The organism is Nisaea sp. (assembly GCF_017640745.1).
In the GTDB taxonomy this organism is placed as follows: domain Bacteria; phylum Pseudomonadota; class Alphaproteobacteria; order Thalassobaculales; family Thalassobaculaceae; genus Nisaea.
In genome coordinates this window covers 53,259-67,397 of sequence record NZ_JAEPQA010000014.1, presented here as the reverse complement: position 1 = coordinate 67,397, position 14,139 = coordinate 53,259, and the positions used below count along the sequence as shown (strand labels likewise).

The following is a 14,139-nucleotide window of genomic DNA, read 5'->3' as shown; positions in this document are numbered from 1 at the left end:
TCCCCCCACAGGAGACCATTAAAGATCCTGTCAAAGTTTGATCCACATGGTGGTGAGATTTAGCTAGTGGTACCCACTTGTGTTCAAGCGGCCCACTGCTCCATTCTCCCCGCCCTTGGCCTCAGAAGGTCGCATTTCCTCACCAACTCACCGAGCATGACCGACATCTCACTGTTACAGCCAGCCGAGCAGGCATTCGTCGCCCGAGCGCACAATCGTCTAGTTAGGATCTTGGAAGGCCACGGCAACGTAGTGGCGGAGGCTCACAGCGCAGCCCTTCATAACCTCTTGTCACTCATGACCGCCCAAGCCTTTGGCCGAATATCTGGCCGCTACGTGGCCCCATTACCGACAGGCTCAGGAAAAACGACGGCGATCATAGCTTGGATTACAGAGTTGGTCAGTACATGGGACGACGAGATCCCGATCTGCGTCAGCATGTTTACGGTCGAAGCACTGTGCCGCTTGTACCGTTCGCTATTGGAATCCGGACTGACCGCTGATCGAGTAGGGCTGATCCATAGCTATGGAGATAAGGCATCTGAGTCTTCGCTGGAGATAGACCAGGAAAGCAAAATATACCCATATCGACAGATCGTATTAGTCAGCCACAGTCGGCTTCGTGACAATGACCTGACTAAGTTCTACTACGTCGGGGAACAGCCTAGGGCGCTAACTATTTTTGATGAAAGCCTCGTCACCAGTAAGAGCGCGTTCATTGAAGCAGTGCACCTCCATGCAGCTCACGGGGCAATTCGCAATGTCGCTGACACTTTGAGTTTGAATGATCTGCTTTGGTACTTGGACGACTTCGCGCATTGGTTCCCAGAAGCTTCATCCGGCAATACAGACACAGTCGCTACTTTTAAGCTGCCTGATCTAACCCCGGACAAAGCAAAAAAGATGCGTCGACAGTTTGATATTTTTGAGAAGAAGGCCTCTGACGGCATTCGCTTCAAGACGGCAGTTTCCCAAGCGATCGCACATAACGGCGAAACTGGCCGATTGATCAGAAGTGGCGGCGCAAAACTTGTCTTCTCAACGCCGAATTTCCCCGATGAGATCGACAACATGCTCATCTTGGATGCGAGCTATCAAATGAAGCTAGCGGAGCGATTCGACACGACAGTTCACTCGGGTGAAGAAATACTCCGAGCAAAAACAAGCACGCACGTCGACCTCACCCGCTTCAAGCGGTTCGATAACGTAACCATCAAAACGCTTCCAGTGGCATCGGGTCGCGACGCCATACGTCGTGATTTGAAGAGCGAATCCAAAGAAATCTTTGGGGAAGTAATCGAATGCGTCCGGAACATTCCGCATTCCGAATGCGTCCTTATCGTGACCTTCAAGGACCTAGGGCACTCCGAGCTAACCGGTTCGGAATATCTGGTCAACCTGTTCAAGAAGGCTGGGCTCGACGTCGAGGAGCCGGCGCTTGGTACTTCACCAGATCGAAGAAGAATAAACGTGCTGACTTGGGGCCAAGAGGCCAGCCTAAACGACTTCGGTTTTTGTCAGCACGTAATACTCTATGGCCTGAACCATCAGGACGGAGCGGTTCTGGCCAGTCTATATCTCGGGGCCCGGCGTGATATCAACGCCGACTATGGCCCCGCACATCTCACTGCTCATAAATGCGCAGAACTCGCCCAATCGGCTTTTCAAGCACTTTCTAGAGGCTCCTGTCGGCACATAACAGACGGACGTGCTCACACGATGACAGGTTACGTAATGTCGACGTCGCAGCAGCTGTTGGACTACCTCTCGCTTCTCATGCCAGGCATTCGATTTGAAGAGTGGCCGGCAGTAAATCTCCATGACGATGTAGAGCGCGACCGAGAGGTCGTCCGAATTCGCCAGCTAATGCAGCGGTATTTTGACGATCAGTTCCGGGCCGGAGGGCCCATGAAGATTTCGGGCGTGCAGCTAAATCGACTGATCCAACCCTCGGATAGCACCAGCAGGAAAACGGTCCAACGCCGCATTGAAGCTGCAATGGAGGGGATGCTTTGGTTCAAACAGGGAAAATCTTACTACGCACTCGACCTCCGGGGGATCGAGGCTCAGGAATTTATGGGTCACCTTCCTAAATAAGAGCTTTAGGGCAGTGGCCCATAATTTGGATTAGCTTGGCTTCATCTCCGCCTGTGAGAAGAACGCGCCACCCGCAGAGGCGGGCGCGTTCGTTCTGACCAACTCTAGAGTGACCGCCCTCTTTGAGCTCTGGTGTCGAAACCCCACCAGCTTCAGGTCCCAGCTAAGAGCCTAGGACTTTTCCCCCCAAACCCCACCAAGCGACATGCGCAGCGCCCGCCCTCAGGCGGGCAGCGCTGCGCCAGAACGCGCCTTGCCTGGTGTCGGACAACCACAACTTGACTCATGCTTAAATCTTGCTATCTTGCTTAAAATAAGACTTTTAAGGAGAACGACATGAAATCCATCATGGTATCGACACCGGTGTTCGCCGCCATCTGGTCCGCCCGGGCCGAGGGCGAGGAAACCGAGGATCAGATCCTCAGGCGCGTCCTCCAGCTTCCGGATGCGTCGCCCGAAGCTGGTGTCGAAGCTCCGGCCGAGCCCAGCATCGCTCGGGATGGTTTTGTTGCCACCCGGTACAACGTTCGTTTCCCGGAAGGCTTCAAGATCCACCGGATCTACAAAGGCCAGCGCCACGAGGCAGTGGCAACTGGGGGCGCGTGGAAACTGCTGCCGTCAGGGCAGCGGTTCCACAGCTTGGTCAAATTGAGTAAGGGCATCGGCACCAAGACCGAGAACGTCTGGCGCAACTGGCTCTTCACCGATTCCGACGGCAACGAAAAGCAGATCTCGGATCTCCGAGATCCCTCTACGATCCATACGCGTCACACCTACTGATGGCGTAACCACAGGCACTCCTACGGCCGGGCATCTAGCGCGCCCGGCCTAGATTTCCACCGGGACGTACCGGTACCCGAGCACGTGCTCGTTCGCTTCGAGCCAGTCCTTGCGGCGCTCGTAGTCCGGCACTAGGCGGCGGACCAAGGACCAGAAGGCAGAGGTGTGATTTCGCTCTTCGAGATGGGCCAACTCGTGGGCGACGGCGTATTCGAGCACGGCCTTGGGGGCGAAGATCAGACGCCAGTTCAGGTTCACGACCCGGTCCCGGCCGCAACTGCCCCACATGTGCTTCTGGTCCTTGATCCGGATGGCCTTCGCCACCAGCCCGGCCGGCTCGCCGAGCCGCCGGGCCATCTCCCTGGTGTCGCGCCGTAAACGAACCTTGAACCAGAGCCGAAGCTCTCCTTCGATGACAGCTTCCCGGTTCCGCTCTGTGACCCATTCGGGCACCGACACCAGGAACCCATTCCGATATTCAACCGACACCACCGGCTTATCCGTCCGCTGAACCGTCAATCTCACCAGACGCCCCCGATATGGCACCTTGGCGCCGGTCATGAAGCGGTGGATGGTATGCATCTCCGCCGACCGTTCAGCCATGCGCTGGTGATGCTCGTAGATCCAGGCCCGCTTGCTTTCGAGCACCCGAGCAATCTGATCTTCGTTGGCTGCCTCCGGCACCACCAGTTCGACCTGGTCAGGGGTCACCGTAATGCGGGCCTTCCGTGCGCTGGCAGAGCGCCGGAGGGTATAGGGAACGACCGTATTACCGATGATGAGATCCGGCATCGTTCAAACTCTGGCCATGTGCTTCACGGCGTAATCCTCGACCTGCTCCACCGTCTCGCCCAGCTTCGGGTTCCGGAGGCCAGCGGCGTGCGCTTGCTGGCGCACACCTTGGCGGAGATCCTTTCGTAGCTCGGGCTTCTCCTGCCACATGGGAGGGGCTGCCGCATAAATGCGGGAAACACCCTTCGCTAACGATTCCAGGCCACCCCCGTCGATCTGACCGACGCCGAGCGCCTGCAGAACCTGATGGATACCGTATTCATCCTTGGTCAGTCCTGTGCCCTTGTAGGCCTCGTCTTCCGCTCGAAGGTCCTGCGCGAACTTCTCGGCTTCCTTCAGCCAGTCCGCCAGGGCGACCTGACCGCTTTCCAACCGCTCCAGCAGCTTGCGCAAACGCTCCGAGAACTTGCCGTACTGATGCGGGTTGTCGTCGATCTTGACCTCGACGGTCTTCTTCAGCTCCGTCGTCTTCCGGATCGCCGCCGTCTTCAGCTCGTCCTCGCTCTTCCCGCTGGTGTCGAAGTCCTGATCGAAGTCCGGGTCGGTGATGGTGCGGATCTTGACTGTCACGCTGAGCCCCGTTGCCTCCAGGTGCTCCTCCAGCATGGCTCGGAGCTTTTCCGAGTAGGCCGTGTGGTCGATGCTCTGCTTCTTGTCCAGCGCCAAGGTCGCGTACTGCAGGAACGCAGCCACCCATTTGAGATCCTCGACGTAGGTCAGCGCAGACGGGTCCGGGGTCAGCGCCTGGAAGCAGCCGATGAACTCCCGGGCCTTGCGACGGAACTCGATCCACGCGTCCTCGGGCTTAAGCTTCTCCACCAGCTCATCGTACTGCTGCTTGGCCGGTTTCCCAGGCTTGCGCACACCCTTGACCAAGGCCATGACCGCCGCATGCGCCGTACGCAGCAGCGAGCGCAGCTCGTCCAGGTCCTTCATGGCGTTCTGGACATCCTCGGACCTGTAGGACGCAAGCGCCTCGTTCAGCTTGTTCGAGACCCCGATGTAATCGACGATGAGCCCGTTGTGCTTCTTGTCGTCGGCCACCCGGTTCGTGCGCGCGATCGCCTGGAGCAAGGTGTGCTCCTTCAGCGGCTTGTCCAGATACATCACGGACTCGGCCGGCGCGTCGAAACCGGTCAGCAGCTTGTCGCAGACGATCAGGAAATGCGGCGGTTGCCCCCGCTTACCGAACTCCCGTTTGGCCGCCCGTTCCGCCTCCTTGTCCAGATACCATGCCACCAGGTCTTTCCGGATCGCGTCCGTGTGCGGGTCTTCGGACGGCTTGTCGTCTTCCTGGGATTTGGAATAGACGCAGGCCGCATAGGAAGCGGCCTGCGCCCTGGCCTCCTCCTCGCCCATGCCGTCCTTCACCAGATCCTCGGCGATCACCTTTGTCAGCGCCCGCTTCAGCAGGACCACCTCTTCCCGATCGATCGCCACCACCTGGGCCTTGAACCCGTCCGGCATGGCGTAGGCCTTGAAGTGGGTCCAGATGTCGAAGGCGATCAACGCGATCCGCTTTGGATGCTTCACCAGGTCGGCCAGTTGAACACCCCGCTCCTTGATCTTCGCCACGGTTTCGTCCGGCAGGTCTGCGAACCACTGGTCGAACAGGATGTCGATCTTCGCTTCGTCGATCTGCCAGTCGGTCTTGCGGCCGGTATAGTGGATTGGCACCGTCGCCCCGTCGCGCACGGCGTCGTCGATCCCGTACTTGTCGAGATAGCCTTCCCCGACCACACCGAAATTGGCGTAGGTGTCCCGGTCGTTCTTCTTGACCGGCGTACCGGTGAAACCGAAAAAGCGGGCTTCCGGCAGGGTGGCCCGCAGATAGGCGCCGAGGTCGTTTTCCTGGGTGCGGTGGCACTCGTCCACCATCACGATCCAGTCCTTCGAGTTCGGCACGGCCGTCTTGGAGTTGGCGAACTTGAAGATGGTGGAGAGCACCGTCAGCCCGCCGACACCGCTGTGGATATGCTTGCGCAGCTCCGCCACGCTCTCCATGGAAAGCGGGTTCGGCAGGCCGCAGGCATTGAAGGTCCCGCTGATCTGGTCGTCCAGGTCGATCCGGTCGGTCAGCACCATCAGGTTCGGATTACCGAGCGCGCCGTCCGGAAGCGTGAGGTGGGTCTTCAGCTTCAGTGCAAGGAAGACCATGGTCAGGCTCTTGCCCGAGCCCTGCGTATGCCAGATCAGCCCCTTTTCGTGCTTTCCCTCGACCACCCGGTCGACCACCTTGTTCACGGCCCGGAACTGCTGATAACGGCAGATCTTCTTTATGGTCTCGCCGCTGTCCGGGTCGGTCTCGAAGACGGTGAAGTGGGCAAGCAGGTCGAGCAACCGGGACGGCTCCAGCAACGACCAGAGTCCCTTCTGAAGCTCGCTGGTGAAGTCCGCCTCCTGCCTCGGCCACGGGTCCCGCCAGTAGCCGTAGAACTTCGCCGGAGCGCCGGTAGCGCCGTAAAGCACCGTGGTACCGTCGGTCACGATGTTGAACAGGTTAGAGTGGAACAATCGGACGATGTCGCGCTCGTACTGCTTGATCTGATCAAAGGCCTCTCCGGCCTTGCTTTTCGCCACCATCGGCGACTTGGCCTCGATCACAACCAGCGGGATGCCGTTCACATGCACCACTAGGTCGGGAATTCGGGACTTCTCCGCCTTCACGTAAAGCTGGCTGGTGACGGTAAAGAGGTTGTTGGCGGGAGTCTTGAAGTCGACCAAGTGGAGTGTCTTTTCGGTGGCCTGGCCCGATACCGGACGGGAAAACCCGCCCCTCAATAGCGCCAGCCATTCCTCATTGTGGCTCTTCGTGCTCAGCTCGACATAAGCGGCCCGAGCGTCGGCTTCAGAGATGTTGTTGAGACGCTGCAAGGTGTCGATCAGATGCGGGCGGAACAGAACCTGATTCTCTCCGTCCCGGAGGCCGTCATGAGCGGCCGGCGGGACGAAGTCGTAACCCAACGACAGCAAGGTATTGATGGCCGGCTTCTCAGCGAGCAGATACTCAGATCCCATCCAGCCCACTCAATCGCCCAAGAGGCCCATCGCCCTGAGGAAATCCTCGCCAGCGGGCGTCACGCCTTGAACCACATTGCCGCCGCCCCACGTGGCATGCTGCTTCATTAGCCCGAAGGCGCTAAGCAGGAAACGGCTCGGGAGGGCTTCGTTCGGCGTCTCCTTGACCCTTTGGCCCTGTTCTTCGTCAGTTGCTTCGGGATAGCTCGTCTGCCATTGAAACTCATCCAATAGGATCGCGATCTCCTCATCGCCGAGCTGATTCAACACTCGCAACCAATGCCGAGATCGCGCCGCATCCAACTCGGGAGCTGAGAGCCCGTTGACGACAAGGTTTGCGACCCGTTCTTTCCTCTCGTCGCTGACCGCTCTCGCAGACTGCCACATGCCTTCTTCGAATAGATCGAGCTGTCGCTCGTCTTTGAGTTGCTCACCAAGGGTGGCCTCATCAAGCCGCCGCTCCAGGTGCTGAAGGTAAGCTTCGATGCGCTCCAGCCGTACGTTGGGGATTGTCTCAGTCACCGTCGCCTGAATGATTGGTCCGAGAACCGGTATTGCTCCAAGCGCACTGGCGCCTATGCGAGCCGCTTGGTTTCCCTTCGACTCTCCAAGCGTCGGCCGATCATGATCCTTGTCCATGGTTGATCCTCACCCGAGTTCTGCCAGTCATGAGATCGGACAACAGTGAGGATTTCAAGGCCTGCAACGAAAGTTGTTCACATTCTGTCACAGTGATCTGGCGATCGATACTTCGAAGACACTCAACTATCAGGAGCTGTTCTTCTAAAGGAGCAATAGGAATAGGCAATGCACGGATGTCTCCGACCCGGACATGGCCAACCGTAGAACCACCGGCTCGTTCCAATAAAACCCGTCGAACTGCGTCAGACTGGAGTGAGTACAATAGGAACGTCTGATCCAGACGAGCTCGGTTCGGGCGATAGAGCATCGTCCTCTGCCCCAAACAGAACTCGAACTCGGTGGGTGCTGCACACACCTCCCCAACAGGTGCTTCGCGAGTGATCAGGACGTCTCCAGGTCTCGGTTTCCCTCTTTTGGTCCATTCGACGAATGAAGTCTCGTCTGTGAATGTGAGGTTCTTCTTGACGAATTTCCCATTTCGGACGTTTGGTGTTCGGACTACGGCGAACCCACTATCCGTGATTGGTGGCGTCCGATTCTTGCAGTCGATCACCGCTTCACAGACGGATTCCGCAGGCACCACCTCCCATCCCTCTGGGATGTCGCCGATCTCGGTCTGCTTAAAGCGGGTGTGGCCGATGCCCTTGGTCAGCAGTTGGTTCATCACCCCATGCTTAACCTTTTTCGTCTGCTCAATGACGGCTTCGGTGGCCTGTATGGCGTCGTCGACCGAGGTCAGGATCTCGGCAATCTTTTGCTGTTCTCGCAACGGCGGCAGATCAATAGTCGAATCTAGGAACTCTCTTGGGTTCACCCGCCTGGCTTTCCGCCCGCCTCGCGCGACATCCCGGTAACTTTCGTAGAACTGCGGGCGGGTGACATAGTAGAGGAGCCATTTAGGATCAACCGTCTCGGCGACATCAAATGCGGGAAGATCTAACGTAGACTCTAGCCCATCAAGAAAATCAGGGATTACAGCAAAAGACCCATTGAGAAAATCGAGCTTGCTATAAATAAACTGACCCGTCTTGCGTCGATAATATTTTGTCGCCTCACTACCCGGCCGAGACGCATCTTTCTCGACAACTCCTCTTCCATAGAGCTTGACACTAAGCTTCCGGGCTCGCGCTCCATCGGTCCCGGCGACCCGGCTCTCGGACAAGAACTCTCCAAAAGCCACGGGAAGCCAGCCCTCCTGAGCCTCACTCGACATATCCAAGCTCCTTCAGGAACCCCATCATGTGGCTCTCAGCGTCGTCGCGCTCGGCCCGCAACACGACCAACTTCTCGACCTCCGCCGCCACGTCGACCTCCTCCTCATCCTCTCCGAGGTGGACATAGCGGGTAATGTTCAGGTTCCAGTCGTTTGCCCGGATCTCTTCAATTGGCACGACACGGGTCAGCCGATCGGTGTCCTTGTATTCCAGGTAAGCGCGCGACAAAGTTTCGACGTTTGCGTCTGAAAGCTGGTTTTGGTTCTTTCCGGGGACGAACTGCTCTGCGCCGTTGACGATCAGAACCTTGCCCTTGTGAGCCTCCGGCTTTGTTTTGCGTACCAGCATTACGCATGCCGGGATGCTGGCTCCGTAGAACAGATTAGGCGCCACTCCGATGACCGCATCGATCAGATCGGCCTTCAGCAGCCCCTCGCGTATACGTCCCTCTGCACCACCCCGGAACAGCACACCATGCGGCAAGACGACGGCCATGAGACCGTCGTCTTTCAGGCTGGCGATCATGTGCTGGACAAAGGCAAGATCGCCAAAGCTCTTCGGTGGACAACCAAAAGTATCGCGCCCGAACGCTTCGCCCTTGGACCAAGTGTCGTAGCCCCAGCTTTTCAGCGAGAAGGGCGGGTTGGCCAGCACCCGGTCGAAGGTGCGCAGCGACTTGGTGCCGTTGCCCACCAGATGCTTCGGGTTCAGCAGTGTGTCCGCCCGCTCGACGAAGGCATCGTCAATGTCGTGCAGGAACAGGTTCATCTGGCAGATCGCCCAGGTATTGAGGTTCTTTTCCTGACCGTAGAGCGCCAGTGACTTCGGGTCCTGGCCATGGTCCTTCAGGTACTGCACCGCCTCCAGCAGCATGCCACCGGAGCCACAGGTGGGATCGTAGACGCTCATGCCAGGTTTGGGCTGCAGGCAGGCCACCATCATGCGGACCACCTGCTTCGGCGTGTAGAACTCGCCGCCCTTCTTGCCGCTGTCATCGGCGAACTGCTTGATCAGGTACTCGTAGGCATTGCCAAGGATATCGGCTTCGACGTCGACATTACGGAGCCGGTAGGTCTCGAAGTGCTGCAGCAGCCGCTCCAGCATGGCGTCCGGGAAGCGCTCCTTGTTGTTGAAGTCGACATCCTGAAAGACGCCCCGGAGCCGGCTGTTCGCATCTTCGATCGCGCCGAAGGCCTGGTTCAGGCGCTCGCCGATATTGGTGGCGTCCGAGCGGATGTCCTTCCAGAAGTGGCCGGCCGGGATATCGAAGCGGTGCTCGTCCGGATCGGCAGCCATGTCCTTGTCATGGTAGACCGCCATCCGCTCCTCGAACTCCTCCTCCCAGACGTCGCAGAGCCGTTTGTAGAAGAGCAGACCAAAAATGTAGTGCTTGTAGTCGGCGGCATCGATCGAGCCCCGCAGGATGTTTGCGGACTCCCAGAGGTGAGATTCGAGCTGATCGAGGGTGATTTTGGGCATCAATTCATAACCAACGTATGGGGCCTAAGCATCGTCTTACCCACAGCCGCCCCAGGCAAGGAACAACGATCCGAAAATAGTTCTTTCGCCAAAAACGGCATATTTTCGCTTGCGAAACCGACCCTCACCACTCAACCATTAGGATGCAACCTGATGAACCGAACGACCAGATAGGAATCTAAGAAGCATGCCTTTAGACCCCATTTCCTGGGTGCTGCAAGCGGTATCGGCAGCTTTCGCTCTCTCCGCAGGAATTTACTGGCTCAGGTCAAGCCAAACCGAGATCCCGGACAAAATTAACAACATGGACTACGGAACAATCGGGGGAGACCGAACCGAGGCGGAAGATGACGATCTAGATAAACTTACAAGCGGCCTGACAAAACAGAGCGCACTTAGTGCAAAGGCAGCGTTCTGCGCCTGCATCTCTGCCGTTTCTCAGGCAATTTACTTCATCTTGTCTTTTTTCTAAAAATTAATCCCAGATATCATTGGAATAACAGCAATGATCCGTACTGTTCGTGGCCGCATCGAGGATCCCCCTAACGCACCGCAAAGTTTCCCCGTGCCAGTTCCGCTTGCCGATGTCGAGGCGGCTGCTTTCAAGGAACTTATCCGCAATAGAACCAGAGGTATAGGTGTCAGGAATCTGATGCAGTCATTGCTAGCTGCGAGCCCTGAATTGATTTGGGCCGGAGATGGGTTTGGTAACGGCATCGAAATGCGAAGGTCATTCTCAGCAATATTTGGCAGATTTTTTGCCCGTTGGTTCGCCGAGAGTTACCTCGGTTACAGCACATTAATACCGATTAGTGGGTCGCCATTTCCAATATCAACAGGTATCGCCGTCAGGCGATCTGAAGATCCGAGCAGCGATCTTCCGGACTGGATCGGGATTTCCAATGGAAAATGCATGTTCTGTGAAGCGAAGGGATCGTCTGACAAAACCCACTATTCCAACGCAACATTCCAGCCACTGGAGCGAGCAAAGGCGCAGATATCTTCCGCCTGGGTGGATTTCGAACGCCCGGCGCGTAGTCGAAAGCTTTCTGGATGGGCGATCATGTCGCGCTGGGGAATAGAGGAACCACCTCGGGAACCATTGCTCTACGCAATTGATCCCCCGCCAGATGAGCACCCAATGAATGAGAAGGAAGAGAGCATCCTCATTGATGCTCTTTTACAGCTGGAAAGACATGATCTTTTCGAAAACATGGACCTTCCAAGCATGTCCAGGCGTTTTACCTCGTTGCCGGACGGGGCGTCCATTCCGTCGAGAGCATCACGGTACGAACAAAGCGAGCGCCGTTTTTCGAGACCGACAGGCGATCTGCCACCACCAGCATCAGATACCCCCGAGATCGTCGAGCTGGAAATCGATGGCGGCCCCCAATCTGCTATTGGCAGACTCTTTAGCACCGATGCCCGTCCGCTTAATCTTTCCATTCGCGATGCCCTCAATGATGACAGATTGAACGACTTGGTCGTCTTCGTCGGAATGGACGAAAAATCGTCCCTGGAACCGCTAGACGCTTTTCGCGAAAGGATCGTTCTTGAATCAAGTTCGATTAGCCCACAAAGAATTGACAGAGGCAGCATTGATACCGGATACGTCTCGGCATCTGGGTTGGTGATTTCAAATCTGTCGAAGATAAGACGCGCAGATCGATACGATTAGATCGCCGAGCATCATCCGGTGCTAAGAGCGCGTTCTAGATCGTCGTGCTCAAACGCACTTTCCATCCGCTGGACCGAGACCTCAGGCTCACCGACACGCGCCGCCACGGCACGCCAACCCGCAACGGCTCTGGCTACTTCACCAATGATCTCGCGCGCCCGCTCCTCCTTCAGGCGGAAGTCCCGGCAGACCTCCAGCGCCAAGTCGATCGAGCAGGTCCCGTCGTCGAGCGAGATATAGGTAGTCAGCACGCGCGCTTTCAGGTCCGTCGGCGTCGGGTTGAGATCGTAAGCAGGCGAGAGCGCCCACCCATCCGGCCCTGAGCGCAGGAATCCGTGGTTTCGGAGATGGTCATCGACATTGGAGATAAGGATGTTGAACACCATCCGGCGGTACAGTTCCTCCAGGTCCGCACGCGTGCGCGAACCCAAGCGGGACAACTCGTCAGCGATCTCGATGTAGCTCGCCCGCTGCCCGTCGGTGAGCTGAAGCATGGACAGGGCCGACAGGAACGGGATGCGCGTCTCGCCGTCTCGATCGAAGCGCCAGGAGAGCAGGACCGGCCGCCCGTCGACCCGATGCAGTTCGTGTTTGGGGGTCGAGATGCCGGCTTCGGCGGCAAGCAGCAGGGTGATGTGCTCCCAGGTCTCGACGCTGTACTCGTCCGTTTCCTTGGGGAACTTGGCGATGGCCATGCGACCCTCGGGATCGATCACCGAGGCCTTCGGGCGAGCGCCGCCAAGCGACGAGCCCGGCGCGAACATCATCCGCAGGTCCTCGTCCGTCTCCTCGTTCCGCTCGATGCGCCGCACGCTCTTCAGGAGCGTGCCGAGCGCGATGAAGGGAGCGACGCTGTCCTGGTCGGGTGCAAGGAACACATCTCCCTCGACGTCCCTGAAGCGCAACGCCCCGAGCCTGGAGCGATCTGCGACACCAAGGAGAAAGTCCAGCTCCCCGAGGGTCCTTGGTGTGCGGCCCTCCCGCTCCGCCTGCCGTCGCTCCCGGCGCCGCATCAGTTGACGCCCCCAGGTGTCCGGGGCGGAGTCCCCGATGGTGCCGAAGATCTGCTGACCTTGCGGGGGATGGTAGGTGCTCGTCGTCAGCGGCAGGGCAGGTTCCAGAACGAAGCGTTGCGGGTTCGCCAGCCAGTCCTCATGGTACCGGAAGGACACCGTCTCGCCGCCCCGGCGGCGCTGACGGTAGAGGGTCCCGACGCGATGATCGGCGTCCCCGAGCGCAATCCAGACCTCGGCCGTGTCGAGCTGCCCCGCTCCGGTCATTTCGGTCGCACCCGCTGGGGCAGCGCATCGATGTCAAGGTCGGTCCCGAGCGCGTCCTGGGCCGGGTCGGCCAGGGACGTCAGCCGGTCAAGGAAACCGAGCGCATGGAGGACGGAGGCGTAAGTGCCGATGTTGACCCCAGGGTCGCCCTTCTCGATCCGGGCCACGGTCTTGCGGGACGCCAGGGCGCGCTCCGCCACCACCTGCATCGTCAGATTGCGGCGCTTCCTCGCGATCCTGATATCATCCCCCAGACGGCGCAAAGACCGCTGAACGACGCTCGAAGGCATGTTAGGCGTCGGCATTAATGTCTCCATCAAGGCCCTTTAATTGACCTTAATGTATCATGATGGACGCATTAATCAACATCTCCTAACGTTACCCCTAGGACCGACAACTGCGAAATTTGCTAAAAATGGCTGGCGCCTAAGTAAAAGCATAGGCTGGGACTCCCGGCGGCGAACCCCTCCACCGCCCCCCGGGGGAGACGATCGGCCACGGCGCTCATTAAAAGGAAACATGCAACTTGGAAAACCCAGGCGAACAATACCTTAAGGCGCAAGGTTTGAGTCCGCTGATGCTTGAGCACATCGGCGCCATAGCTGTGTTTTCTGGAAGCTTTGAGTTATGGGCTGAAAGAATCGTATGGCGCCTCAAAAACGAGGAGCCCAAAGGCACACATCCGACAACAGACGGCCACCCAATTAGCTCATTGATCAAATCAATATTGACTGCTAGCGACGCCCACCAAAACAGGCGTTTAGCAAATCTCACTATAGCTTGGGCAAGAGCAGCTAAACCAACGACAGAATGCAGGAACAGCATATTCCATGGGCTTGGCGTCAACCTGGCTGAAACGACGATATTCATGAAAGGAGCGTCTTGGTCCGGCGAATTACGAAAACGCTCACCGTCCGAGTTTCATGCTGACGAACACACCTTACTATTACTGCGCGAAGCGTGCGGCGACCTCGCCTATATCGCCCAAAAACTCGCTACTGAGACAGGCATTGAGGAATCCCATCATCGGTCCGAATTTGCAGACTTCAGAAGCAGGTTGTCTCAAATAAAGTCAATCACACAGGAACTTTGCGACCTTACGGCAGCAGTCAATCACGAAAAATACTAATCGTCATGAATGAGCGCCTAGATCTTTGCT

Annotated in this window: 11 protein-coding genes; 4 read left to right on the top strand and 7 right to left on the bottom strand. The window is 57.7% G+C overall.

Going from position 1 to position 14,139, the window contains the following annotated elements; all coding sequences use genetic code 11:
* Window positions 1-156: 156 nt before the first annotated feature.
* Complete coding sequence (locus JJ959_RS11470) at window positions 157-2,097, top strand: hypothetical protein (protein WP_292883661.1); 1,941 nt, start codon at window positions 157-159, stop codon at window positions 2,095-2,097.
* Between the two features lie 336 nt (window positions 2,098-2,433).
* Entirely contained in the window at window positions 2,434-2,877 is a 444-nt protein-coding gene (locus JJ959_RS11465; protein ID WP_292883658.1) for a hypothetical protein, read from the top strand.
* A gap of 48 nt (window positions 2,878-2,925) precedes the next feature.
* Here JJ959_RS11465 and JJ959_RS11460 read toward each other — a convergent pair whose 3' ends face one another.
* The 5 genes from JJ959_RS11460 to JJ959_RS11440 are packed head-to-tail and all read right to left on the bottom strand — an operon-like array spanning window position 2,926 to window position 10,022.
* The gene (locus JJ959_RS11460) at window positions 2,926-3,669 is read right to left on the bottom strand and encodes a SprT family zinc-dependent metalloprotease (protein ID WP_292883655.1); all 744 of its coding nucleotides are present in this window, start codon (window positions 3,667-3,669) and stop codon (window positions 2,926-2,928) included.
* Between the two features lie 3 nt (window positions 3,670-3,672).
* Window positions 3,673-6,687 (bottom strand): type I restriction endonuclease subunit R, encoded by a 3,015-nt coding sequence (locus tag JJ959_RS11455; protein WP_292883652.1) that lies wholly within the window; start codon window positions 6,685-6,687, stop codon window positions 3,673-3,675.
* A gap of 9 nt (window positions 6,688-6,696) precedes the next feature.
* Window positions 6,697-7,326, bottom strand: a complete 630-nt coding sequence (locus JJ959_RS11450; RefSeq protein WP_292883650.1) for a hypothetical protein — start codon at window positions 7,324-7,326, stop codon at window positions 6,697-6,699.
* Window positions 7,310-8,542, bottom strand: coding sequence for a restriction endonuclease subunit S (locus tag JJ959_RS11445; protein ID WP_292883647.1), 1,233 nt, complete (start codon window positions 8,540-8,542; stop codon window positions 7,310-7,312). Before JJ959_RS11445 ends, JJ959_RS11450 begins: the two co-directional genes overlap by 17 nt.
* Window positions 8,532-10,022 (bottom strand): class I SAM-dependent DNA methyltransferase, encoded by a 1,491-nt coding sequence (locus JJ959_RS11440; RefSeq protein ID WP_292883644.1) that lies wholly within the window; start codon window positions 10,020-10,022, stop codon window positions 8,532-8,534. Before JJ959_RS11440 ends, JJ959_RS11445 begins: the two co-directional genes overlap by 11 nt.
* Window positions 10,023-10,527: 505 nt before the next feature.
* Between JJ959_RS11440 and JJ959_RS11435 the strand changes: the two genes are divergently transcribed.
* Window positions 10,528-11,700 (top strand): hypothetical protein, encoded by a 1,173-nt coding sequence (locus JJ959_RS11435; protein ID WP_292883641.1) that lies wholly within the window; start codon window positions 10,528-10,530, stop codon window positions 11,698-11,700.
* An 11-nt stretch (window positions 11,701-11,711) separates the two neighbouring features.
* Here JJ959_RS11435 and JJ959_RS11430 read toward each other — a convergent pair whose 3' ends face one another.
* Complete coding sequence (locus tag JJ959_RS11430) at window positions 11,712-12,941, bottom strand: type II toxin-antitoxin system HipA family toxin (RefSeq protein WP_292883798.1); 1,230 nt, start codon at window positions 12,939-12,941, stop codon at window positions 11,712-11,714.
* A 35-nt stretch (window positions 12,942-12,976) separates the two neighbouring features.
* Window positions 12,977-13,285: a helix-turn-helix domain-containing protein gene (locus tag JJ959_RS11425; protein WP_292883638.1), complete on the bottom strand. Its 309-nt coding sequence runs from the start codon at window positions 13,283-13,285 to the stop codon at window positions 12,977-12,979.
* A gap of 221 nt (window positions 13,286-13,506) precedes the next feature.
* Here JJ959_RS11425 and JJ959_RS11420 point away from each other — a divergent pair, with 221 nt between their 5' ends.
* The gene (locus tag JJ959_RS11420; RefSeq protein ID WP_292883634.1) at window positions 13,507-14,109 is read left to right on the top strand and encodes a hypothetical protein; all 603 of its coding nucleotides are present in this window, start codon (window positions 13,507-13,509) and stop codon (window positions 14,107-14,109) included.
* Window positions 14,110-14,139 lie beyond the last annotated feature (30 nt).

Coding starts and splice junctions, on each gene's coding strand:
- JJ959_RS11470 (WP_292883661.1), top strand. CDS start 157: ATGACCGACATCTCACTGTTACAGCCAGCCGAGCAGGCATTCGTCGCC.
- JJ959_RS11445 (WP_292883647.1), bottom strand. CDS start 8,542: ATGTCGAGTGAGGCTCAGGAGGGCTGGCTTCCCGTGGCTTTTGGAGAG.
- JJ959_RS11455 (WP_292883652.1), bottom strand. CDS start 6,687: ATGGGATCTGAGTATCTGCTCGCTGAGAAGCCGGCCATCAATACCTTG.
- JJ959_RS11435 (WP_292883641.1), top strand. CDS start 10,528: ATGATCCGTACTGTTCGTGGCCGCATCGAGGATCCCCCTAACGCACCG.
- JJ959_RS11425 (WP_292883638.1), bottom strand. CDS start 13,285: ATGCCGACGCCTAACATGCCTTCGAGCGTCGTTCAGCGGTCTTTGCGC.
- JJ959_RS11440 (WP_292883644.1), bottom strand. CDS start 10,022: ATGCCCAAAATCACCCTCGATCAGCTCGAATCTCACCTCTGGGAGTCC.
- JJ959_RS11465 (WP_292883658.1), top strand. CDS start 2,434: ATGAAATCCATCATGGTATCGACACCGGTGTTCGCCGCCATCTGGTCC.
- JJ959_RS11460 (WP_292883655.1), bottom strand. CDS start 3,669: ATGCCGGATCTCATCATCGGTAATACGGTCGTTCCCTATACCCTCCGG.
- JJ959_RS11450 (WP_292883650.1), bottom strand. CDS start 7,326: ATGGACAAGGATCATGATCGGCCGACGCTTGGAGAGTCGAAGGGAAAC.